The 22,720-nt window shown below is 67.6% G+C and carries 19 protein-coding genes and 1 pseudogene; all 20 read right to left on the bottom strand.

Features of this window, described 5'->3' with window-relative positions:
- Positions 1-4: 4 nt before the first annotated feature.
- The 20 genes and pseudogenes from hisD to ACZZZQ_RS14645 all read right to left on the bottom strand — a co-directional run bounded on the left by hisD (position 5) and on the right by ACZZZQ_RS14645 (position 22,718).
- The gene (gene hisD / locus ACZZZQ_RS14740; protein WP_463508100.1) at positions 5-1,312 is read right to left on the bottom strand and encodes a histidinol dehydrogenase; all 1,308 of its coding nucleotides are present in this window, start codon (positions 1,310-1,312) and stop codon (positions 5-7) included.
- On the bottom strand, positions 1,312-2,742 hold the full coding sequence (locus ACZZZQ_RS14735) for a hypothetical protein (RefSeq protein WP_230100720.1): 1,431 nt from the start codon (positions 2,740-2,742) through the stop codon (positions 1,312-1,314). The genes hisD and ACZZZQ_RS14735 overlap by 1 nt, the downstream gene beginning before the upstream one ends.
- 113 nt (positions 2,743-2,855) lie before the next feature.
- On the bottom strand, positions 2,856-6,374 hold the full coding sequence (dnaE, locus tag ACZZZQ_RS14730; protein WP_053096735.1) for a DNA polymerase III subunit alpha: 3,519 nt from the start codon (positions 6,372-6,374) through the stop codon (positions 2,856-2,858).
- Between the two features lie 71 nt (positions 6,375-6,445).
- Positions 6,446-7,567: a hypothetical protein gene (locus ACZZZQ_RS14725; RefSeq protein WP_463507835.1), complete on the bottom strand. Its 1,122-nt coding sequence runs from the start codon at positions 7,565-7,567 to the stop codon at positions 6,446-6,448.
- Complete coding sequence (locus ACZZZQ_RS14720; RefSeq protein ID WP_463507834.1) at positions 7,554-8,138, bottom strand: RNA polymerase sigma factor; 585 nt, start codon at positions 8,136-8,138, stop codon at positions 7,554-7,556. The genes ACZZZQ_RS14725 and ACZZZQ_RS14720 overlap by 14 nt, the downstream gene beginning before the upstream one ends.
- 31 nt (positions 8,139-8,169) lie before the next feature.
- The gene (locus tag ACZZZQ_RS14715) at positions 8,170-8,769 is read right to left on the bottom strand and encodes a GNAT family N-acetyltransferase (protein ID WP_463507833.1); all 600 of its coding nucleotides are present in this window, start codon (positions 8,767-8,769) and stop codon (positions 8,170-8,172) included.
- A 42-nt stretch (positions 8,770-8,811) separates the two neighbouring features.
- The gene (locus tag ACZZZQ_RS14710) at positions 8,812-9,732 is read right to left on the bottom strand and encodes an RluA family pseudouridine synthase (protein WP_053096743.1); all 921 of its coding nucleotides are present in this window, start codon (positions 9,730-9,732) and stop codon (positions 8,812-8,814) included.
- 2 nt (positions 9,733-9,734) lie between these two features.
- Positions 9,735-10,325 carry a signal peptidase II gene (gene lspA / locus ACZZZQ_RS14705; RefSeq protein WP_072592313.1) on the bottom strand — a complete coding sequence of 197 codons (591 nt, stop codon included), beginning with the start codon at positions 10,323-10,325 and terminating at the stop codon, positions 9,735-9,737.
- A 51-nt stretch (positions 10,326-10,376) separates the two neighbouring features.
- Complete coding sequence (locus ACZZZQ_RS14700; RefSeq protein ID WP_053096747.1) at positions 10,377-10,985, bottom strand: DivIVA domain-containing protein; 609 nt, start codon at positions 10,983-10,985, stop codon at positions 10,377-10,379.
- Positions 10,986-11,137: 152 nt separating this feature from the next.
- Entirely contained in the window at positions 11,138-11,437 is a 300-nt protein-coding gene (locus tag ACZZZQ_RS14695; protein ID WP_053096749.1) for a YggT family protein, read from the bottom strand.
- 3 nt (positions 11,438-11,440) lie between these two features.
- Positions 11,441-11,905, bottom strand: coding sequence for a cell division protein SepF (locus ACZZZQ_RS14690; RefSeq protein ID WP_053096751.1), 465 nt, complete (start codon positions 11,903-11,905; stop codon positions 11,441-11,443).
- A 43-nt stretch (positions 11,906-11,948) separates the two neighbouring features.
- Positions 11,949-12,653, bottom strand: coding sequence for a YggS family pyridoxal phosphate-dependent enzyme (locus ACZZZQ_RS14685; protein WP_295104714.1), 705 nt, complete (start codon positions 12,651-12,653; stop codon positions 11,949-11,951).
- Positions 12,650-13,801, bottom strand: a complete 1,152-nt coding sequence (gene ftsZ, locus ACZZZQ_RS14680; RefSeq protein ID WP_463507832.1) for a cell division protein FtsZ — start codon at positions 13,799-13,801, stop codon at positions 12,650-12,652. Before ftsZ ends, ACZZZQ_RS14685 begins: the two co-directional genes overlap by 4 nt.
- 175 nt (positions 13,802-13,976) lie before the next feature.
- A complete protein-coding gene (locus tag ACZZZQ_RS14675) occupies positions 13,977-14,924 on the bottom strand; it encodes a cell division protein FtsQ/DivIB (RefSeq protein WP_463507831.1) in 948 nt (315 codons plus the stop codon).
- 3 nt (positions 14,925-14,927) lie between these two features.
- The gene (gene murC, locus ACZZZQ_RS14670) at positions 14,928-16,325 is read right to left on the bottom strand and encodes a UDP-N-acetylmuramate--L-alanine ligase (protein WP_463507830.1); all 1,398 of its coding nucleotides are present in this window, start codon (positions 16,323-16,325) and stop codon (positions 14,928-14,930) included.
- 64 nt (positions 16,326-16,389) lie between these two features.
- Positions 16,390-17,465 (bottom strand): annotated as a pseudogene (locus ACZZZQ_RS14665) (UDP-N-acetylglucosamine--N-acetylmuramyl-(pentapeptide) pyrophosphoryl-undecaprenol N-acetylglucosamine transferase).
- A complete protein-coding gene (gene ftsW / locus ACZZZQ_RS14660; protein ID WP_053096763.1) occupies positions 17,462-18,700 on the bottom strand; it encodes a putative lipid II flippase FtsW in 1,239 nt (412 codons plus the stop codon). Before ftsW ends, ACZZZQ_RS14665 begins: the two are co-directional and overlap by 4 nt.
- A complete protein-coding gene (murD, locus tag ACZZZQ_RS14655) occupies positions 18,669-20,207 on the bottom strand; it encodes a UDP-N-acetylmuramoyl-L-alanine--D-glutamate ligase (RefSeq protein ID WP_372983375.1) in 1,539 nt (512 codons plus the stop codon). Before murD ends, ftsW begins: the two co-directional genes overlap by 32 nt.
- Positions 20,197-21,309 (bottom strand): phospho-N-acetylmuramoyl-pentapeptide-transferase, encoded by a 1,113-nt coding sequence (mraY, locus tag ACZZZQ_RS14650; RefSeq protein ID WP_053096767.1) that lies wholly within the window; start codon positions 21,307-21,309, stop codon positions 20,197-20,199. The genes murD and mraY overlap by 11 nt, the downstream gene beginning before the upstream one ends.
- The gene (locus ACZZZQ_RS14645; RefSeq protein WP_463507829.1) at positions 21,306-22,718 is read right to left on the bottom strand and encodes a UDP-N-acetylmuramoyl-tripeptide--D-alanyl-D-alanine ligase; all 1,413 of its coding nucleotides are present in this window, start codon (positions 22,716-22,718) and stop codon (positions 21,306-21,308) included. Before ACZZZQ_RS14645 ends, mraY begins: the two co-directional genes overlap by 4 nt.
- Between the last annotated feature and the right edge of the window lie 2 nt (positions 22,719-22,720).

The following is a 22,720-nucleotide window of genomic DNA, read 5'->3' as shown; positions in this document are numbered from 1 at the left end:
GATCCTACGCGGTGAAACGCGCCTCGATCGCCTCGCCGTGCGCGGGGAGCACTTCGGTCTCGGCGAGGGCGACGACCCCCTCACGGACCTCGGCCAGGGCGGCCCGATCGTAGGAGATCACCTGCTGCGGACGAAGGAACGTGTAGGCGCCGAGTCCCGGCGCATAGCGCGCCTGTCCCCCGGTCGGCAGAACGTGGTTGCTGCCCGCCATGTAGTCGCCCAGACTCACCGGCGTGTGGTCGCCGACGAACACCGCACCTGCGCTCGTGAAGCTGTCGGCGGAGTCCTCGGCATCCTCGAGGTGAAGTTCGAGGTGCTCGGGAGCGTACGCATTGCTGAACGCCGTGGCCATGGCACGGTCGTCGACGAGCACGATCGCGGACTGCGGTCCGTCGAGAGCTGCGGCCACCCGGGTCGCGTGACGGGTCGCGCCGGCCTGCCGCGCCACCTCTTCGGCGACACGATCGGCGAGCTGAGGCGAGTCGGTGACGAGGACGGCCGAAGCCTGCTCGTCGTGCTCGGCCTGACTGACGAGGTCGGCGGCGATGAGACGCGGGTCGGCGGCGGCATCTGCGACGACGAGGATCTCGGTGGCCCCCGCCTCGGAGTCCGTGCCGACGACCCCGGCCACTGCCCGCTTGGCGGAGGCGACGTAGTTGTTGCCGGGCCCTGACAGCACGTCGACCGGGTCGAGTCCGATGCCGGCGACGCCGTGCGCGAAGGAACCGATGGCGCCGGCGCCGCCGATGGCGTACACCTCCGTGATGCCGAGGAGGCCTGCCGCGGCGAGGATCGTGGGGTGGACGCGACCGCCCTGATCCGCCTGGGGCGGTGAAGCGAGCGCGATCTGCTCGACGCCCGCGACCTGGGCGGGGACGACGTTCATGATGACGCTGGAGGGATACACCGCCTTGCCGCCGGGGATGTACACGCCCGCGCGGTGCACAGGCTGCCAGCGTTGGGTGATCGTCGCGCCGGCGCCGATCCGGGTGATCCGACGTTCGGGAACCTGGGCTTCGGAGGCGATGCGCACCCGGCGGATCGCCTCGTCGAGGGCATCGCGGACAGCAGGCGCGAGGGTCTCGAGAGCATCGGCGATGTGCTGCGCGGGCACGCGGATCTCATGACCCGTGACACGATCGAAGCGTTCAGCCTGCTCGCGCAGCGCCTCTTCGCCGCGCTCGCGCACGTCGTCGACGATGCGCGTGGCGGTGTCGAGAGCCTCGGCCCGTGCCTGGGTGGCTCGCGGCACGGCCGCGAGCATGTCAGCCGGCGAGAGCGTGCGCCCTCGCAGATCGATCGTGCGCAAGATCAGCCCTTCGTGATGTCTGAGATGTCGTGCAGGTAGCCGATGCGACCGTCGTCGTGTCGGATGACATAGGCGCCACCGCGGTCCTCGATGACGAGCGCCCACGCATTCGGTCCGATTCGGAAGATGACCTCGCCGCGTTCGTCATGCACGTCCCGCTCGGTCGGCGCGAGGATCCAGAAGGGCTGCGGGGTCGAGTAGGCGTCCTGAGGGCTCGTCGCGGCGAAGTCCGAGTCGTGTTCGACGGCGGGGAACGCGGTCGTCTCGGGCGACGAGACATCGCGCGCGGTCGCACCGAGAAGCGACTCGATGCTTCCGGTGTCGGACACGATCTCGGGTTCCTGGCCGCGCGACCGGCGCGAGTACGCCGGGGTGTACTCCTCATCGGAGGTCGTCTCCTCCGTCCCGGTCCCCCCGCCCGACGCGTGGGAGGACAGTGGCACCTGCTCGGCGACATCGAGACGGGCGACCTCATCGGTCGCCTGCTCACGGGACAGTTCGACGTCGATCCCCTCCGCCGAGGGTGTCGTGTAGGCGGTCGGGGCAGCGTCCGTCGCGTAGGCCGTCGGCGCGGCGTCCGTCCCGTAGGCCGTCGGCGCGGCGTCCGTCCCGTAGGCGTCCGTCACGTAGGCCGTCGGTGCAGCGTCCGTCGCGTAGGCCGTCGGCGCGGCATCCGTCGCGGCGGTGTGGGCCTCAGGAGCGACATCGCTCGACGAGGCGGGCGATGCGTACGACGCAGGTCGCAGGTCCGTGTCGGCCGAAGTATCGGCCTCGACGGCGACGGGAGCGTCGGCGCCCGGGGCGGCAGGCTCGGGGCGGGGACGCGCGATGACCGGTCGGACCGGATTGGCGTTGCGGTGCGCGAGCGTGACGAGTCGGCCCTGGAAGTCCTCCTTGAGGCCGGGCACCAGCGGAGCGAAGACCGTGAGGACGACGAGCGCGAGCGCTGCGAGCAGCTGAACGACGCCGTTCCAGGGCAGCCCGAAGACACCGAACTCGATCGCGAACGCGACGGCGTTCCAGAGTGCGCCGAGCCAGAAGACCGCTGAGACGGAGAACGCCACGGAAGCGAACTGGTCGATCCCCAGCGAGCCGACCCGGCGGATGCCGTCGGGTGAGAAACGGCGGAGGACCAGCAGGAACACGGCGACCGTCGGCACGCCGATCGGGAGGACCCACTGGATTCCGGCACCCCAGATGGACGAGTCTCCGACGTACGGGAAGAACGACGCGATGAAGGCGATCAGCCACACGCCGACGATGAGCAGCTCCCGCAGGGTGAATCCGAGGATGCCGTACTCCGGCGTCACCTCATCGTCATAGAGCACGCCGTCGTCATCGGAGAAATCCTCGTCGAGAGGTGACTCGTCTGACGCCGACGACCGGTCTGCAGCTGAGTCGTCACTGTTCAGGAAGGGTGATTCCGTGCTCATGGGGAGGGTCCTTTCGCCACGGTGCAGAGCCTTAGTCGTCGTGCACCCGAACGCGTCCCGATACTACCCGGTGCGTCCGTGAGGACCCATCGAGCGGCAGCGTCCGCTGGTGCTCAGCCCAGGCAGGTCGGCCCGAGCAGCGATTTGAGATCTCCGAACAGATCGGCCGAGACCTTGACCGGCATCGGCACGTCGAAGACCTTCGCCGTGCCGCCGCGGTGCACCCGCAGCACGACCTCGGTGTCCCCGTTGTGACGGCGCAGCACGTCGGCGAGCTCGTGCATCACCCGCTCCGTCGCCCTCTGCTCGGCGAGCACGAGCGAGAGCGGACCCGCGGCGTCGAAGGAACCGACATCCGGCGCGAACGCGGACTGCGCATGCAGGTTGAGTCCGTCATCGCGCTTCGACACCCGGCCGCGCACGGCGAGGATCGAGTCCTGCTGCAGGATGTGCTGGAACTCGGTGTACGTCTTGCCCATGAACATGACCGTCACCTCGCCGTTGAAGTCCTCGACGGTGATCATTCCGTACGGATTGCCACTGGCCTTCGCGACGCGATGCTGCACGCTCGTGACGAGACCGGCGACGGTGACCTGCTCACCGTCCTGCATGTCCTCCGAGTTGATGAGGTTGTGGATCGAGATCGACGCGTGCTTCGCCAGAGGCACCTCGAGCCCGGCCAGGGGGTGGTCCGACACGTAGAGCCCGAGCATCTCGCGCTCGAAAGCGAGCTTGTCCTTCTTGATCCATTCGGGGCGGGCGGGCACCTTGGCAGGCGGCGCCTCTTCCATTCCGTCGTACAGACTGTCGAAGTCGAAGCCGATCGCACCCTGTGCTTCGTTCCGCTTGCGATCCACAGCCGCCTCGACGGCATCCTCGTGGACTTCGAGCAGCGCACGGCGCGAGTCGCCCATCGAGTCGAACGCGCCGGCCTTGATCAGAGACTCGACCGTGCGCTTGTTCGAGACGTGCAGCGGGACCTTCTCGAGGAAGTGATGGAACGAGGAGAATCGCTCATCCTTGCGGGCCGCGATGATGCCCTCGACCACGTTGCTGCCGACGTTGCGGACGGCACCGAGCCCGAATCGGATGTCGTCGCCGACAGCGGCGAAGTACTTGATCGACTCTGAGACATCGGGCGGCAGCACCTTGATGCCCATTCGACGGCACTCGTTGAGATAGAGCGCCATCTTGTCTTTCGAGTCGCCGACGCTGGTGAGCAGCGCGGCCATGTACTCGGCGGGATAGTGCGCCTTGAGGTAGGCGGTCCAGTACGAGACGACCCCGTATGCCGCCGAGTGCGCTTTGTTGAAGGCGTAGTCCGAGAACGGGAGGAGGATCTCCCAGATCGCGTTGACGGCACCATCGGAGTACCCGTTCGCGTGCATGCCGGCTTGGAAGCCCTCGAACTGCTTGTCGAGCTCGGACTTCTTCTTCTTGCCCATCGCTCGGCGCAGGATGTCGGCCTGGCCGAGCGAGAACCCGGCCACGCGCTGGGCGATGGCCATCACCTGCTCCTGGTAGATGATCAGGCCGTAGGACTCGTCGAGGATGTCGGCGAGCGATTCGGTGAACTCCGGGTGGATCGGTGTGATCGGCTGCTGGCCGTTCTTGCGCAGCGCATAGTTCGTGTGCGAGTTCGCACCCATCGGACCCGGGCGGTACAGCGCGATGAGCGCGGAGATGTCGCCGAAGTTGTCCGGACGCATCAGGCGCATCAGCGATCGCATCGGCCCGCCGTCGAGCTGGAAGACGCCGAGCGATTCGCCGCGACCGAGCAGCTCGTAGGCGCCGCGGTCATCCAGGGCGAGGTGTTCGAGGTCGAGCTCCTCCCCGCGGTTGGTGCGGATGTTGTCGAGAGCGTCCGAGATGATCGTGAGGTTGCGGAGCCCCAGGAAGTCCATCTTGATCAGCCCGAGCGACTCGCAGGACGGGTAGTCGAACTGGGTGACGATCTGGCCGTCCTGCTCGCGGCGCATGATCGGGATGATGTCGAGCAGGGGCTCGGACGACATGATCACACCGGCGGCGTGCACGCCCCACTGGCGCTTCAGACCTTCGAGACCGAGGGCGCGGTCGAAGACCGTCTTCGCCTCGGGATCGGTCTCGATGAGCGCACGGAACTCGCTCGCCTCCTTGTAGCGGGGGTGCGCCGAGTCGAACATGCCGTCGAGAGGCATGTCCTTGCCCATGACGGGCGGCGGCATCGCCTTCGTCAGCCGCTCGCCCATGCTGAACGGGAATCCCAGCACACGCCCCGCATCCTTCAGAGCCTGCTTCGACTTGATCGTGCCGTAGGTGACGATCTGAGCGACGCGCTCGGAGCCGTACTTCCTCGTCACGTAGTCGATGACCTCGCCGCGGCGACGGTCATCGAAGTCGACGTCGAAGTCGGGCATCGAGACGCGGTCGGGGTTGAGGAAGCGCTCGAAGATGAGACCGTGCTCGAGCGGGTCGAGGTCGGTGATCTTCATGGCGTAGGCGACCATCGACCCGGCGCCCGAGCCACGGCCCGGACCGACGCGGATTCCGTTGTCCTTCGCCCAGTTGATGAAGTCGGCGACGACGAGGAAGTAGCCGGGGAACCCCATCTGCAGGATGATTCCGGTCTCGTACTCGGCCTGCTTGCGCACCTTGTCGGGGATGCCGCTCGGGTATCGGTAGTGGAGGCCCGCTTCGACCTCCTTGATGAGCCAGCTGTCCTCCGTCTCGCCGTCCGGCACGGGGAAGCGCGGCATGTAGTTGGCCGCGGTGTTGAATTCGACTTCGCACCGCTCGGCGATGAGCAGCGTGTTGTCGCAGGCCTCGGGGTGGTCGCGGAACAGCTGACGCATCTCTGCGGCGGTCTTGATGTAGTACCCGTCGCCGTCGAACTTGAACCGGTTGGGATCGTCGAGCGTCGAACCGGACTGCACGCACAGCAGCGCCTCATGGGCATCGGCCTCATGCTGGTGCGTGTAGTGCGAGTCGTTGGTGCCGACGAGCGGGATGTTCAGATCCTTGGCGAGCCGGATCAGATCGGTCATCACCCTGCGCTCGATGGAGAGACCGTGATCCATGATCTCGGCGAAGTAGTTCTCCTTGCCGAACAGGTCCTGGAACTCGGCGGCCGCCGCACGTGCGGCGTCGTACTGGCCGAGGCGCAGTCGCGTCTGGATCTCACCCGAGGGGCATCCTGTGGTGGCGATCAGGCCCTTGCCGTATGTCTGCAGGAGCTCCCGGTCCATGCGGGGCTTGAAGTAGTAGCCCTCCATGCTCGACAGCGAGCTGAGACGGAAGAGGTTGTGCATCCCCTGCGTGCTCTCGCTCCACATCGTCATGTGGGTGTAGGCACCGGAGCCGGAGACATCGTCGCTCTTCTGATCCGGAGAGCCCCATTGCACACGCGTCTTGTCGCTGCGATGCGTGCCGGGAGTCACATAGGCCTCGAGACCGATGATCGGCTTGACGCCCGCGGCGTTCGCCGCCTTGTAGAACTCGAACGCCGCGAAGGTGTTGCCGTGATCGGTCACGGCGATGGCCGGCATGTCGTAATCTGCCGCCGCCTGCGTCATCGCCGCGATCTTCGCCGCCCCGTCGAGCATCGAGTACTCGCTGTGCACGTGCAGGTGGACGAAGGAGTCGGATGCCATGCCTTCGAGTCTACTTTCGGCATCCGACATCGAGCGTCGCCGCACCTGCCGCTCCGGGGTCCTGCGTCGCTTCAGGGGAGCGAGTCCACGACGCTCACGGTGAAGACGTGCCTCTCGTCTGCCAGGGAGGCGGGGATCAGCGAAGAGGCGACGTCGAGCACCGCGGTCGTCTCCGTGACGAGCCCCGTGGTCGTGTCGATCGTGATCGAGCGCCGCTGAACCGCTGGCTGACCCGACAGAGCCTCTGTCGACGCCGAGAACCGCAGCGTCGCCGAGGTCGCATCGGCGGACACGATCTCAGACCCGGGAAGCATGCTGAGGGCGTCGTACATCGTCGCCCGCTCAGCCCCCGACCCCATGTTGTACGACAGAAGCTCGATGAGGACCCACCCGACCTTGTAGTCCTGATCGCCCGCGACGATCCCCTGATTCTCTCGGATCCACGCGATGAGCACCGCCGGGTCCGTGGGCATCGCCGAGAAGAACGCCACGAGCCCGTACCCGTCCGGGGTGGCCCAGGGTGCTGACGGCCCGTTCGAGAAGTACGGATCGCCGCCCGAGGCCATCGCCTCCTTGTGCGCCTGGGCGAGCGCCGCGGCGTCCGGCCCGAAGGTGTCGCTCACCGTCCAGGGCTGATCGGTGGCGAAGAACCACTGCTGCGTCGGGTCGGCCGGCGCATAGGAGTTCCAGGAGGAGCTTCCGCGCCAGGCGTTCTGAGCGTTCGACCGATCAGCCTGATACTGCCCGCCGTTCGGATCGGGCTGGTGATAGACGATCTGCTCCGACTGCGTGTGCACGCGCAGGTACTGTCCCGGTGCCACCGTCAGGCCGGTGAACGACCGAGCCGCAGTCGCGGCGGCGCCGAAGGCCCCCGCAGCCGTCATCGGCTCCTGTGTCGGCGCGGGCGTCGGCGACGGCTTCAGCGTCTGTCCTGGCTCCCGCGTCGGAACGGCCTCGATCACGGGCTGCGGCTGTTCGGTGAGTCCCGTGATCACCAGCACGCCCGCCGTGGCCGCCAGTGCGGCGCCCACGAGCACGCCGGCCACGAGCCGCTTCGGTGCGGCAGGGCGAGCGGACACCGAGGTCTTCCCCGCGGCGATCTCGCTCATCAGTCGAGCGCGGGCCGAGTCGAGATGCGAGTCCACACCATCGACATCCGGCTTGGTCTTCTGAACCTTCTCAAACACGTCCACGGACTTCTCCTTCCTGCTGCATCTCGAACGAACGGGCCTTTCGCGCCGGATCGAGTCGCGTGCGAACGCGATTCAACCGGGAGCGCACGGTGCCCACAGGCACACCGAGAGTCTCCGCGATGTCTTCGTAGCTCAGCCCCTGCCAGGCGTAGAGCAGAAGCGTCTCCCGATCCTTCGGGGACAACGCCGCGATCTTCTGCCGCAGGGCACGCACTTCGCGCTCGGCGTCCACGCGCCGCATCGCGTCATCGAGTCCACCGAGCGACGTATGGTCCTCCCCGTCGACCGCGGCGAACGAGCGCCAATGCCGTGCCTCGACGGCTCTGTGCCGATGGATGAGCCGCGAGGCGATTCCGAGCAGCCAGGGAGAGGCTGAGTGCTTGCTCAGGTCGAAGTCCCCTCGACGGCGGAAGGCGACGAGAAAGGTCTCGCTGAGCACGTCCTCGGCGGCATGGGCACCCACCCGATATGTCGCGAACGCGTTCACCGCACGTGCATGTCGGTCGAACAGCTCGGCGAACGCCTCAGGCCGACTCAGCGACCGCCGGATGATCTCACTGTCTGTGCTCACACTATGTATTGCCTCTGACGTGCAGTCGGGTTCACGCTTTCTTCGCTCTCTTCCGCGGATCTCGCAGATCGAGTCGCATGAGCACCCGCGGGAAGCCGTCGAGCGTCGAGCCGGTATCGGCCGCCTTCGCGAATCCGGCACTCTCGAAGAGCCCCATCGTGCCGACGTAGGCCATCGTGAGATTCACCGTCTCGCCACGGTTGTCGACCGGATACCCCTCGATCGCGGGCGCGCCGCTCTTCTTCGCATGAGCCACCGCTCCGTCGATCAGAGCGTGCGAGATGCCCTGTTTCCGATGGCCTGGACGGACGCGGATGCACCAGAGCGACCACACATCGAGATCGTCGACATGCGGGATCAGTCTGTTGCGCGCGAAGCTCGTCTCCCTGCGCGGATGCACCGCCGCCCAGCCCACGGGTTCCTCGTCGAGGTACGCGATCACGCCTGGAGGCGGATCCTGGTGGCAGAGCTCACGCACGCGCTCCGCTCGCTTATCGCCTCGCAGCGCCCTGTTCTCGGCGCTGCCGATGCGGTAGCTCAGGCAGAAGCACACGTTCGACGTCGGCTTCTTGGGGCCGACGAGAGCGGCCACGTCGTCGAAGTCGGTAGCGGGTCGCACCTCGATGCTCATGGGCTCAGTCTGACCCACACCGCCGACATCGACGGCGTCGATTCACTCGCCGCGCAGGATCTCCAGGGCACGTTCGAAATCCGCGGGGTACCCCGACTCGAACTGCACCCACTCCCCCGTCGCCGGGTGGGTGAAGGCGAGCTTGTGCGCGTGCAGCCACTGTCGGGTGAGTCCGAGCCGTGCCGACAGCGTCGGATCTGCTCCGTAGAGCGGGTCGCCCGCGCACGGGTGCCGTAGGGCCGCCATGTGCACGCGGATCTGGTGCGTGCGTCCGGTCTCGAGATGGATCTCGAGCAGCGAGGCTCCCGGGAAGGCCTCGAGGGTCTCATAGTGGGTCACCGACGGTTTGCCGTCGGGAACGACGGCGAACTTCCAGGAGTGATTCGGATGCCGGCCGATCGGAGCATCGATCGTCCCCGTCAGCGGGTCGGGGTGCCCCTGGACGACGGCGTGATAGATCTTCTCCACCGTGCGCTCCTTGAACGCGTGCTTCAGCGACGAGTACGCCGTCTCGCTCTTGGCGACGACCATGAGCCCGCTGGTGCCGACATCCAGACGATGCACGATCCCCTGCCGCTCCGGAGCGCCACTCGTGGCGACCCGGAACCCCGCCGCTGCGAGAGCGCCGACGACGGTCGGCCCCTCCCATCCGAGCGAGGGATGAGCGGCGACGCCCGTGGGCTTGTCGACCACGACGATGTCGTCATCGTCGTAGACGATTCCGAGTTCCGGAACCGCGATCGGGATGATCCGCGGCTCCTCCTTCGGCTGCCACTCCACCTCGAGCCACCCTCCGCCGCGCAGGCGATCGGACTTGTCGAGCGTCACCCCGTCGACGCGCACGCCGCCCGCCGAGGCGACCTCGGCGGCGAAGGTGCGCGAGAAGCCCAGCATCTTCGCGAGTGCCGCGTCGACGCGCGTCCCGTCCAGCCCGTCAGGAACGGGGAGGGTGCGGAATTCCATGCTCAGCGTCCGTCCGCGGCGGCGGCATCCGGAGAGGCGGTACCCGGGCGAGAGGTCTCGCCTCCGGTCTCCTCGGCCAACGCGGCAGCCTCGGCTTCGTCATCGGTCTCCACAGGAGCGTGGTCACGCTCCCGGGTGCCGTCGAAGCGGAGTCCCAGCACGACGAGCAACGCGACCGAGATCATCCCGGTGACGATGAAGATGTCGGCGACGTTGAAGATCGCCGGCATCATCCACGGCATCGAGATCATGTCGACCACGTGCCCCATGGGGAAACCAGGATCGCGGAAGAGACGATCGGTGAGGTTTCCCAGCACTCCACCGAGCAGGCAGCCCAGGACGACGGCCCAGAGGCGTGACTGAAGACCCAGGGCCTTCCACACGATCACACCGGCCACCACCGCCAGAGCGATGGTGAAGATCCATGTGACATCGGATCCGAGCGAGAACGCTGCGCCGGGGTTGCGCACGTAGTACAGCTGAAGGAACTCACCTAGCACCGGCACCGGCTGCTGGAGCGGCAGGTTCTCGGTCGTGAGGTACTTCACAAACTGATCGGCGGCCAGCACGATCGCTGCGAGAACCGCAACTATCGCGCCGGCCGCCGACCGACGAAGGGGACGGCGTCCTGGCAAAAGGACGACCTACAGTCCGATCGCGGAAACCGGAGTCGAGTCCGTCGACGCCGACTTCTCGTCGAGATCGCGGAGCTGACCCTCGATGTAGCCGCGCAGCTGCGAGCGGTAATCGCGCTCGAAGTTGCGGAGCTCGGTGATCCGGGCCTCGAGGGCGTTGCGCTCGCGCTCGAGACGAGCCGACTCTTCGCGCTGCTTGGCCTCGGCCTCCGTGCGGATGCGGTTGACCTCGCCTTCGGCCTCGGCGATGAGCTGGGCGCGCTTGGCCTCACCCTCGGCGACGTGCTCGTCGTGAAGGCGCTGAGCGAGCTCGATGATGCCGGCGGTCGCAGTCGCCGAACCCGACGGAGCGGGCTCCGCGGGAGCGGCAGCAGCAGGCGCAGGAGCCTCTTCGACCACGGCGGCGGGTGCCTCTGCAGCGGCTGCGGGAGCGGCCGGTGCATCGCCGGACTCGTACGCGGCCAGCTTGGCCTTGAGTTCGACGTTCTCTTCGAGGGCCTTGCGCCACTCGATGACGATCTCGTCGAGGAAGTCGTCGACCTCGTCCGGGTCGAAGCCGTCCTTGAAGCGGACGTGCTGGAACTGCTTGGTGACGACGTCATCCGGGGTAAGTGCCATGGTGGCTCCTTCGATGAGTTCGGTTGCCAGTTTGGAATGGCGTGGTCGAGATTCGGCGCGAACCCGGGGCGCGCACCTGGGAGCCAAGCATAGTCCCCGAGCCTGTCAGTCGCGATCCCGCGACACTCCAGAGCGCCGAAGTCCCAGGGGTCTCAGATGAAGCTTCGGACGACACTCATCAGGATCAGCACGATCAGGATGGTGATCGAGAAGCCGAAATCCAGGGAGAGCGAGCCGATTCGCAGAGGAGGGATGATCCGCCGGAAGAACCGGACGGGCGGATCGGTCACCGTGTAGACGAGCTCAGCCGCGACGAGTCCGGCGCCCTTCGGTCGCCACTCCCGATTGAACATCGGGATGTAGCTGAGAATGAGTCGGGCGAAGAGCACCAGCAGGTACAGCAGCAGAGCCAGATGTACGATGCTGGCGACGATGGAGACGACGAACCCCACGGTCTACGACTGGTCGAAGCCCGCGGACTCGGCGTCCGCGTGCGCGATTCCCCCGTGACCCGAGACCGCGATGTTCTCCGGCGACAGGAGGAAGACCTTGGACGTGACCCGCTCGATGCGGCCGTACAGGCCGAGCGAGAGTCCGGAGGCGAAATCGATCAGACGGCGGGCGTCTGCGTCGCTCATCTGCGAGAGATTGATGATGACCGGCACACCCTCGCGGAAGCTCTCCGCGATGAGCTGAGCATCGCGATACTGCTTCGGGTGCACGGTGAGGATCTCGTTCACTGCCCCTCCTGCGGGCTGGCGCACGGCGACGGGGCGCCGTAGCGGGGTCACGGGCGCGGGAGCGGGCTCCTCGCGTTCGCGCTCGCGGTGCGAGCGGGCCGGGGTCGGCTCCTCCTCGTAGACCTCTTCCTCGTCAGCGAGGCCGAGATACACCATGGTCTTCTTCAGCGGGTTACCCATCGTGTCCTCCGGTTCGAACGTGTCGGGTTGGTCTGTTCACAGGTTAACCCCGGTCGGGGCGGGGTCCCGTGATTGCGGAGCCGATCCGCAGGTGTGTCGCGCCGGCCTCGATGGCCTCGACGAAATCGCCCGTCATCCCTGCGGACATCCAGGTCGCCGACGGCTCGACGGCGCGCACGCTCTCTGCGATCGAGTGCAGGCGCGCGAACGCGGAAGCGGGTTCCTCATCGAGCGGCGCGACCGCCATCACACCGCGAAGCCGCAGCGAGGGCAGCGTCATGATGTGCTCGGCGAGAGAGGCCGCCTCGGCGGGCGCGACGCCGCCGCGTCCGTGATCATCGGTGAGATTGACCTGCACGAGCACGTCGAGAAGGTCATCCCCGTCAGCCGCCCGATGCAGTGCGTCGGCCAGCCGGTCGCGGTCTACCGAGTGCACGGCATCCGCGCTGCGGCGGATCGCACCGGCCTTTTTGGTCTGAGCCTGCCCGATGAAGTGCCACCGGAGGTCGAGGTCCGTCAGCTCGGCGATCTTCGACGAGAGCTCCTGCTGGCGGTTCTCCCCCACCTCGCGCACACCCAGCGCGTGCAGCTCGCGAACGAGCGACGACGGGTGGAACTTGGTCACGACGATGCGGGAGATCTCCGCCGGGTCCCTGCCGGCCAGGCGCGCGGCGTCGGCGATCCGATGATCGATCGCCGACAGCCGCGCTGCCAGACCGGACCCGGCCTGGCCCTGCGCCTGCGTCACTTCAGGAATTCGGGGATGTCGATGTCGTCGTCCGCGAAAGCAGGCTCGATGCTCGTCGCCGGGACGCGCTGCTGCGGCTTCTCGGGCGCGGGCGCCTCGGCAGCGGGCTTGCTCTCCTCGTCGTTCGAGAGCGCCACCTCGGGCAGCGTGCTGGTCGCGGCGGGCCGCGAGACGACCATGGGGTCGAGGCGCAGCGAAGGCTCACCACTGTCGAAGCCGGCCGCGATCACGGTGACACGCACCTCGTCGCCGAGCGTGTCGTCGATGACCGTACCGAAGATGATGTTGGCCTCGGGGTGCGCGGCTTCCTTCACGAGATCCGCAGCGTCGTGGATCTCGAAGATGCCGAGGTTCGAACCACCCTGGATCGAGAGCAGGACTCCGTGAGCACCCTCGATGCTGGCCTCGAGGAGCGGCGACTCGACCGCGAGTTCGGCGGCCTTGATGGCACGGTCGGCACCGCGTGCCGATCCGATTCCCATCAGTGCCGAACCGGCGCCCTGCATGACCGACTTGACGTCCGCGAAGTCCAGGTTGATGAGACCGGGAGTCGTGATGAGGTCGGTGATGCCCTGGACACCGGCGAGGAGCACCTGGTCCGCGGTCGCGAAGGCCTCGATCATCGAGATGCCGCGATCGCTGATCTCGAGCAGACGGTCGTTCGGCACCACGATGAGGGTGTCGACTTCTTCCTTCAGCTTCACCACACCGGCTTCAGCTTGGCTCTGACGACGACGGCCTTCGAACGAGAAGGGCTTCGTCACGACGCCGATGGTCAGTGCACCGATCGACTTCGCGATGCGCGCGACGACGGGGGCTCCACCCGTTCCCGTTCCACCGCCCTCGCCTGCGGTCACGAAGACCATGTCGGCACCGGTGAGCGCCTGCTCGATCTCCTCGGCGTGATCCTCGGCGGCGCGACGGCCGACCTCGGGGTCAGCGCCGGCGCCGAGTCCGCGAGTGAGCTCGCGACCGACATCGAGCTTGACGTCGGCATCGCTCATGAGCAGCGCCTGCGCGTCGGTGTTCACTGCGATGAACTCGACTCCGCGGAGCCCGAGATCGATCATGCGGTTGACGGCGTTGACGCCGCCACCGCCGACGCCGACGACCTTGATCACGGCGAGGTAGTTCTGGTTCTGGCTCATGGCCGGCCTCCGAATAGTCGAGCCTGTCTGGGGTGAGATTCCGCGGGCCGAACCTTAAACCTCAACTAGAGGTGTAAAGTATTTCCCGGTATTGGTTTCTCTTGTTCGAAGGTAAGCGTCACGTCTCCGCGCACACGCAGCGACACGGGCGTGTCGCCCGTTTGCCGTCGAAACCTCAGCCCACGACCACCGCATGCGGCGATGTGACATCGATCGTCGACGCCTCAGGATTGCTGAGCAGCGTCTTCGTGAGCACTTCGCTCTTCATCGGGGAGTCATCCGAGCTGCCCCAGACGACCGTCAGCCCGCTGCTGAGCGTCAACGTCACGTCATCAGCTGTCGTGGCCCGCACTCCGGTCAGCAGCGCGCGCAGATCAGCGGGCACCGAGCGCACCACGAGACCCGCACTCTCGAAGGCGACCGAGTCGGTGCCTCCGTCGATGTCGAGCACCGGCTGTCCCGCCGGCTGATCGGAGGTCGTCGCCAGCGCGACGCCCGCGGCGTCGACGAGCGTATAGCCCGCATCCGAGCGGATCACGCCGACCGGCGTGCGCTCGACGATCCGCACCGTGAGATCGTGCGGCGGCTTCGCCTCGAGCGCATAGGTCTCGATCAGCGGGAATCCCAGCAGCGCGGCCTTGACCTCACTCGAGTCGACCAGCGCCAAGGGGGTGCCCACCTGCTCGCCGAGGGCGGCCTCCACCGCCGCGGCATCCAGCGTCGTCGCGCCCACGACCGTGATCTTCTCCACGGCGAACAGCGGGCTGTACGCCGCGGCGGTGGTGCCACCGATCAGCAGGACGACAGCACCGACCGCGCTCAGCCAGACGATGCGACGCCGTCGGGAGCGCTGCGTGAACCGTCGGATCTCGGCCCGCAGCGCCTTGCGTCTCGCTCGCGCCGCCCGCCAGACGTCCCGCGTCGATGTCGGCCGCACCCCGGCATCCCCGTCGATGTCCGCACGGACGTCGGAGTCGAGGCCGACCGCCGCGGCCTGCGGACCTGTGCGTTCGTCCTGCTCGACGTCCCGCGCGCGCCCTCGCGTCGCCGGACCCTCCCGTCGCCTGGGCGTGTCCTCCGCGGTGCCCGCGGGAGGCGTGGGAAGCGGAGGCGGACGACGCATGCGTCAGACCTCGGTGGTCCGCAGAGACTCGAGCACCTGCGGGATGATCTGGTAGACGTTGCCGCAGCCGAGCGTGACGACGAAATCGCCGTCGCGAGCGACGGACGCCGTGTAATCGGCTGCCTGCTGCCAGTCGGCGACGAAGTGGACGTGCGACGGGTCGTGGAACGCCCCGCTCACGAGCTCTCCCGTGACGCCCGGGACCGGATCCTCGCGAGCACCGTAGACGTCGAGCACGACCGTGTGGTCTGCATACGTCTCCAGCACGTCCGCGAACTCGCGGAACATGTGCTGCGTTCGCGAGTAGGTGTGGGGCTGCTGGATCGCGATGATCCTGCCCGTGCCGGCGATCGATCGCATCGCCTCGAGAGCCGCCCGCACCTCGGTCGGGTGGTGGGAGTAGTCGTCGTAGACGGTGACGCCGCGCTCGACGCCGTGCTGCTCGAGGCGGCGGACCGTGCCGGCGAAGCCCTCGACGGCCTTGGCGGACTCGGTCAGGCCGAAGCCCACCGAGAGGAGGACCGCGATGGCGCCTGCCGCGTTGATGGCGTTGTGCACGCCGGGCACGGCGAGCTGGAGGCGCACGCTCTCGGCTCCGGAGCTGACGGTGGCCGAGACGGGCCCGGCCGCCACGATGTCGGTCACCCTGACATCGGCGTCCTCCGCCTGCCCGAACGTCACGACGTTCGGGTGCGAGAGCCCCGCTCGCACTCGCAGGGCGCCGGCGTCGTCGCTGGAGATCACGACCGCCTCCGTGGCCGCGTCGGCGAACCGCACGAACGCGTCGTGGAACGCGTCGTCGGACCCGTAGTGGTCGAGGTGATCGGGGTCGACATTGGTGATCAGCGCGACAGCCGTGTCGTAGAGCAGGAACGTGCCGTCGGACTCATCCGCCTCGATCACGAAGAGCTCACCCGATCCGGTGGCGCTCGAGACGCCGAGCTGCTCGATCACGCCGCCGTTGACGAAGTTCGGGTCGGCTCCGAGCTGCTGCAGCGCGGTCACGATCATGCCCGTCGACGTCGTCTTGCCGTGCGCGCCGGCCACGGAGACCAGTCGACGCGATCCGATCAGCCAGTGCAGGGCCTGCGAGCGGTGGATCACGTGCAGCCCGCGCTGCTTCGCCGTGACGAACTCGGGGTTCTCCGGCCAGATCGCTCCGGTGTGGACGACCGTGTCGGCATCGCCGAGATGCGCCGCGTCGTGCCCGACGTGCACATCCGCTCCGGCGGCCGCGAGTGCGCGCAGGTTGTCGCTGTCGGCTCGATCGCTTCCCGAGACGCGGATCCCCGCGTCGAGGAACATCTTGGCGAGGCCGCTCATGCCGGATCCGCCGATGCCGATGAAGTGCGCGGAGGAGATCGACTCGGGGATCGGGAGGGAGAGGTCAGGTCTGATCATGTCGGTTTCAGTCTACTTTTCGGTGAGGACGATTCGGCGTCGAGGAGCCGTGTCGACGGTGAGATCAGGAGGACCGGAGGGCGCGATCCACGAGTGCGACGACGTTCTCCGTGCCGGTGCGGGTGCCCACCTGCTCGGCGGCGGATTGCATGGCCGTGAGCTGCTGCGGATCGTTCATGACGGGGATCACGAGGCGGCGCACCGCGTCGCCGTCGAAGGTGGCGTCGTCGAGAAGACGAGCGGCCCCGGCTGCCACGGCGGACGCCGCGTTCAGTCGCTGCTCCCCGTTGCCGACGGAGTACGGCACGTACAGCGCGGGGATCCCCAGGGCGCTGATCTCGCTCACGGTGGCTGCGCCGGAACGGGACACGATGAGGTCGGCGAGCGCGAAGGCGAGGTCCATCCGGTCGACGTATCGGCGCATGGTGTATCCCGGCACCTCGGGGTCGGCCAGATCACTGCGTTCGCCCGTGACGTGCAGCAGCTGCCAGTCGGCGGCCAGGATGTCGCCCCAGGAGTCTGCGATGGCCTCGTTCAGCCTCTGGGCCCCCAGCGACCCGCCGAAGACGAGAAGGACCGGGCGCGCCGGGTCGAGCCCGAAGTGCGCGGCGGCCTCATCGCGAGAGGCCGCACGGTCGAGCTCGATGACCTCTCGACGCAGCGGCATGCCGACCACCTCGCCGCCGCGCAGGGGGTTCCGGCGAATGCGACTCCCGTGGCCGCGGCGCGTCGAGCACCCAGCACGTTCGCGAGGCCCGGCTTCGCGTTGGCCTCGTGCACGACGAACGGCACGCGCTCACGGCCTGCTGCCACGTAGGCCGGGGCGGAGGCATAGCCGCCGAAGCCCACGACGACGTCGACGCGGTGAGCGCGGATGTGATCGCGCACCTGGGCGACGGCGCGGCGGAACCTGGCGGGGAACAACGCGGCCTGCTTGTCGGGCCGACGCGGGAACGGCACCTTGTCGACGATGAGGAGCTCATACCCTCGAGCCGGCACGAGTCGGGACTCGAGCCCCTCGGCCGTTCCGAGCACCAGGATCGAGGCATCGGCGTCCCGGGCGCGCAGCGCATCGGCGACGGCGAGCAGAGGGTTGACGTGACCGGCGGTTCCACCGCCGGCGAGAAGGTACGTGGTCACCGTGTGACCTTACCCCGCCCTGCTGAAGGGGTCCGTGCCGCCGAACGACCCTCGGCGACGGGGATCGTGCGCGCGAACGACAGCAGCACTCCGCACGCGATGAGGACGGCGAGGAGAGCCGTGCCTCCCTGCGACATGAACGGCAGCGGCACTCCCATGACGGGGAACAGTCCGATCACGACGCCGATGTTGAACACGGCCTGACCGGTGATCCAGACGGTGATCCCGCCGGCTGCGACCCGGATGAACGGATCGGCGGTCTTGCGGATGATGTGGAAGGCACCGATGGTGAACAGCGTGAAGAGGGCCAGCACGACGATGCAGCCGATCAGGCCGAGCTCTTCGCCGACGATGGCGAAGATGAAGTCGTTGCCGGCGGCGGGCAGCCAGCCGTACTTCTCCTGCGAGTTGCCCAGCCCCACGCCGAAGATTCCTCCCGACGCCATTCCCCAGATCCCGTGGATCGACTGGTAGCAGTCGCCGGTGTACGCCGACATGTCGGAGCACGTCGCCGTGATGCGACGCATGCGGTCAGGGCTCGTGACGGCCAGCGCGATGACGGCGACGACGCCGAGCAGCACCGGCAGGATGAACAGCCGGAGCTTCACCCCCGAGAAGAAGAGGCAGCCGAGCAGGATGATGACCAGCACCATCGCGGTGCCGAGGTCCTTGCCGGCGATCACCGTCCCGATCGCCAGGGCTCCCACGGGCACCACGGGGATGAAGACCTGATGCCAGGTGCCGAGCATGGTCTGCTTGCGCATCAGGACGTAGCCGATCCACAGCGCGAGGGCGAGCTTGAGGAACTCCGACGGCTGCAGGGTGAACCCGGCGATCATGATCCAGTTGCGGTTTCCGCCGTCCTCGATGCCGAGCGGGGTGAAGACCAGCAGCTGGAGCGCGATGGATCCGAACAGTGCCGGCCACGCCATGCGCTTGAGGAACGTGATCGGGAGTCGGGAGATCAGGAACATCAGCGGCACGCCGAGCACGGCGAAGATGCCCTGCCGAAGCGCGCCGTCCATCGGATTCTCGCCCTTCGAGACCGCGGTCGCGCTCGTCGCCGAGAGCACCATCACGAGGCCGAAGATCGTCAGCATCAGCGCAGCCGATGCGATCATCAGGAACTCGGTCGACACGGGGGTGAAACGACGCCCGAGCGACACTCTCGCCGCGAGACCGCGGGAGCCGGTGCTGCCGGGATCAGAGCGCGGGGGGCGTTCGACCTGCGTCATCGGTGCTCCCCCGGTCTATCCAGTCCCGCACCGCTTCGGCGAAGCGGTGTCCTCGATCCGCGTAACTGGAGAACTGATCGAAGGACGCGGCGGCGGGGGCCAGCAGGACTGTTCCCTCGCCATCGACGATTCCCGCGGCGATCTCCACGACGCGATTCATGACCTGACCAGTCTCGCCAGCATCCACCTCGAACACCGGAACCCCCGGCGCGTGTCGCTCGAATGCGGCGACGACGGCTGAGCGCTGGACTCCGATGACGACCGCCGCCCGGGCGGTGGTCCCGGCCGTGGCGACCAGCTCGCCGATGTCGACGCCCTTCAGGTCGCCGCCGACCACCCAGACCGCACCGGGGTATGCGCGGAGCGATGACGCGGCAGCGTGCGGGTTGGTGGCCTTGGAGTCGTCGACCCAGGTGATGCCGCGATGGCGGGCGATGACCTGGATCCGATGCTCGTCGAGACGGAACGACTGCAGAGCCGAGTGGATGGCGCGCGGCTCGACGCCCAGAGAGCGAGCGAGCGCACTCGCCGCCAGGATGTTCTGCACGATGTGCGGGGCGGCCAGGCCGGCTTCTCTGAGGTCGGCGACGGTCGTGAGCTCGAGTGCGCTGCTGGCCCGGTCGTCCAAGAACGCACGATCGACGAGCAGCCCCTCCACCACGCCGACATCGCTGGGGCCGGGGATGCCGAGATCGAATCCGATCGCGCGGGCACCCTCGACCACCTCGGCGTCCTCGACCATGAGCCTGGTCGCCTCGTCGGCCTTGTTGTAGACGCAGGCGACTCTCGTGTTGCGGTACACCAGGGCCTTCGCATCGCGGTACGCCTGCGCACTGCCGTGCCACACCAGGTGGTCGTCCGCGAGGTTCAGGCACACCGAGGCGTGCGGATACAGCTCGCCTTCGGTCTCGGAGAGTCCGAGGTACCAGAGCTGATGGCTGGAGAGCTCGACGACGAGCACGTCGAAACCGGCGGGGTCGCGGACCGCGTCGAGAACGGGCACGCCGATGTTGCCGCACGGCGCCGCACGCAGACCTCCCTCGACGAGGAGCGACGCGGTCAGCTGCGTCGTCGTCGTCTTGCCGTTGGTGCCCGTGATGAGCACCCAGTCAGCCGGGGAGCCGTCGGCGCGGGTCACCTTGTCGCGCAGACGCCAGGCGAGTTCGACATCGCCCCAGAGCGCGATGCCGGCATCTTGCGCCCAGCGGATCACGGTGTGCGAGGGAGGGAATCCCGGCGAGGCGATGATGACCTCCGGCGCGAACTCGGTCAGAGCTTCAGGGACCCGGTCCAGCGTTCCCAGCTCCAGACGAGCACCGATCACGGGCAGGAGCTTGGCATACTCCTCCTCCGCCGACTCGGTCAACACCAGGACGTCCGCACCGAGTTCGGTGAGCGTGTCCGCCACCGAGAAGCCGGTCATGGACAGCCCGAGAACGGCGACGCGCAGGCCCGACCAGTCGGCGTTCCAGCTCGTCAGCGTCGCGAGCCTCTCGTCAGTCGACACGAGTCAGCCACTCCACGTAGAAGAGTCCGACTGCCGAGATCGCGAGCAGGCCCGCGATGATCCACATGCGGACCACGATCGTGACCTCGGACCATCCGCGCATCTCGAGATGATGGTGGAACGGACTCATCAGGAAGAGTCGCTTTCCGCGCGTGATCTTGAAGTAGGCGCGCTGCAGGATCACCGATCCGGAGGCGAGGACGAAGACGCCGGCGATCACGAACAGCAGCAGCTCGGTGCGGGTGAGGATCGCCATCGCGGTGATGACGCCTCCGATCGCCATCGAGCCGACATCGCCCATGAAGACCTTCGCCTTGGGAGCGTTCCACCACAGGAAGCCGATCAGGCTCGAGGCGAAGGAGGCCGCGATGATCGCCAGGCTGAACGGGTCGCGGACCTCGTAGCATCCGCCGAGCGCGGCGGTCTCGACCCCCTCGCCCACGCACGACTGCTTGAACTGCCAGAACGCGATCAGGCTGTAAGCCCCCACGACGATGACCCCGGCGCCGGCTGCGAGACCGTCGAGCCCGTCGGTGAGGTTGACGCTGTTCGAGGTCGCGACGCCGATGATCGAGATCCACAGCAGATAGAGCGCCCAGCCGAGGATCGCGGTGAACGCGAACAGGTTCAACCACGGGATGTCGCGGAAGAGCGAGATCGAGCCGGATGCCGGAGTCTGATCGAAGGCGTTCGGGAAGTTCAGCGCGACGATGCCGAACGGGATCATCACGACGAGCTGCCCGATGATCTTGCGCCACCCCGAGAGCCCGAGGCTGCGCTGACTGCGCACCTTCATGTAGTCGTCGATGAAGCCCACTGCGCCGAAACCGACCATGAGCCAGATCACGAGAAGCGCGGACAGCGCGGGAGTTCCGCCTCCGACGTACGTGGCCGTGAAGTAGCCGACCATCGTGCCGACGATGAAGATGACGCCGCCCATGGTCGGCGTGCCGCGTTTGGCTTCGTGGTTCGGGTTCTCGATGGCCTCCGGGGTGCGGATGACCTGGCCCCAGCCCCACTTCCGGAAGAGCCGGAGGAAGACGGGAGTAAGAAAAAGAGTGAAGGCGAGCGATATGGCCGCCGCCATGATGAGAGATCTCACGAGAACAATTCTCCCAGACGATCGCCGAGGTGCCGGAGCCCTACGGAATTGGAGGACTTCACGAGCACCCGGTCGCCGTCGCGGAGTTCGGAGCGCAGGTACTCGAACGCGGCATCCTGGTCAGCGAAGAACACGGCCTCGCTGTCCCAGGACCCTTCGCCGATCGCGGAGATGAAGAGGCGGCGGGCCTCGGGGCCGACCACGACGATGCGCTGGATGTTCAGACGCACGGCGAGCAGACCGATCCGGTCGTGCTCCTCGCCCGCGGTCTCGCCGAGCTCGCTCATAGCGCCGAGCACGGCGACCGTCCGCTCGCCGGGACCGGTGATCTGCGCGAGAGTCCGCAGGGCTGCGGCCATCGAGTCCGGGCTGGCGTTGTAGGCGTCGTTGATGATGCGCACGCGGTCGCTGCCCATGGGCTGCATACGCCAGCGCTCCGCGATCTCGACCGTCTCGAGACGGTCGATCGCGTCGGCCGTCGACACCCCGAGAACGCCCGCGGCGGCGATGGCCGCCAGGGCGTTGCCGACGTGGTGGGCGCCGAGCACCTGCAGGCGGAGCGGAAGACGCTCCCCCGCCGCTTCGATGACACACGAGGTGCCGGATGCCGTGACCTCGAGGTCGTGCGCCTGGACATCGGCCGCGTCGCTCTGACCGAAGCCGACGACCCGCATCCCGCGGGACGTCGCGAGCGCGCCCATCGCCGCGACGCGTGAGTCGTCGACGTTGAGCACCGCCGTACCCGTGGGCCTCGCGGCGGCGACGAGCTCGGACTTGGCCTTGGCTGTCGCCTCGATGCCGCCGAAGCCGCCCGCGTGCGCCATGCCGACCATCAGCACCACAGCGACGTCCGGCTCGACGAGTCCGGCGAGGCGGGCGATGCTGCCGGGCCCGTCGGCTCCGAACTCGCTGACGAGGAACCGCGTGCCGTACGTGATGCGCAGCATGGTGACGGGCGCGCCCACCTCGTTGTTGTACGAGTTGATGGGGGCGATCGTCTCGCCTTCGTCGGAGAGGATGCGGGCGAGGAAGTTCTTCGTCGTCGTCTTGCCGTTCGACCCCGTGATCCCGACGATCTTGAGGTCTCCGGCTGCGCGAACGCGGGCGACGACCTCGCGGGCGAGATCGGCGAGGGCGACGATGACGTCAGGGACGACGATCTGGGTGATCTCCTCGTCGACCGGGTGCTCGACGATCGCGAGCGCTGCCCCCGCAGCCAGCGCAGCGCCGACGAACCGGTGTCCGTCCGTCTCCGCGCCCGGCTTCGCGACGAACACGGAGCCGGGGGCCATGGTGCGCGAGTCCGTGTCCACGACACCGTCGATGACGGTGTCGGCGGTGGCAGAACCGGCGAGGCGGAGATCACCCCCGAGGACGGCGGCGATCTCAGCAAGCGACAGGGCGATCATGA

Source organism: Microbacterium sp. AC132 (assembly GCF_979258525.1).
The sequence above is the reverse complement of the archived record's forward strand: the minus strand, read 5'-3'. Positions and strand labels throughout refer to the sequence as shown.

Bases quoted from the DNA above. Each gene is read 5' to 3' on its own strand.
- ACZZZQ_RS14675 (WP_463507831.1), bottom strand. From the start codon at position 14,924: ATGCGTCGTCCGCCTCCGCTTCCCACGCCTCCCGCGGGCACCGCGGAG.
- ACZZZQ_RS14710 (WP_053096743.1), bottom strand. From the start codon at position 9,732: ATGGAATTCCGCACCCTCCCCGTTCCTGACGGGCTGGACGGGACGCGC.
- ftsZ (WP_463507832.1), bottom strand. From the start codon at position 13,801: ATGAGCCAGAACCAGAACTACCTCGCCGTGATCAAGGTCGTCGGCGTC.
- ACZZZQ_RS14690 (WP_053096751.1), bottom strand. From the start codon at position 11,905: ATGGGTAACCCGCTGAAGAAGACCATGGTGTATCTCGGCCTCGCTGAC.
- ACZZZQ_RS14700 (WP_053096747.1), bottom strand. From the start codon at position 10,985: ATGGCACTTACCCCGGATGACGTCGTCACCAAGCAGTTCCAGCACGTC.
- ACZZZQ_RS14645 (WP_463507829.1), bottom strand. From the start codon at position 22,718: ATGATCGCCCTGTCGCTTGCTGAGATCGCCGCCGTCCTCGGGGGTGAT.
- dnaE (WP_053096735.1), bottom strand. From the start codon at position 6,374: ATGGCATCCGACTCCTTCGTCCACCTGCACGTGCACAGCGAGTACTCG.
- ACZZZQ_RS14735 (WP_230100720.1), bottom strand. From the start codon at position 2,742: ATGAGCACGGAATCACCCTTCCTGAACAGTGACGACTCAGCTGCAGAC.
- murC (WP_463507830.1), bottom strand. From the start codon at position 16,325: ATGATCAGACCTGACCTCTCCCTCCCGATCCCCGAGTCGATCTCCTCC.
- ftsW (WP_053096763.1), bottom strand. From the start codon at position 18,700: ATGACGCAGGTCGAACGCCCCCCGCGCTCTGATCCCGGCAGCACCGGC.
- ACZZZQ_RS14715 (WP_463507833.1), bottom strand. From the start codon at position 8,769: ATGAGCATCGAGGTGCGACCCGCTACCGACTTCGACGACGTGGCCGCT.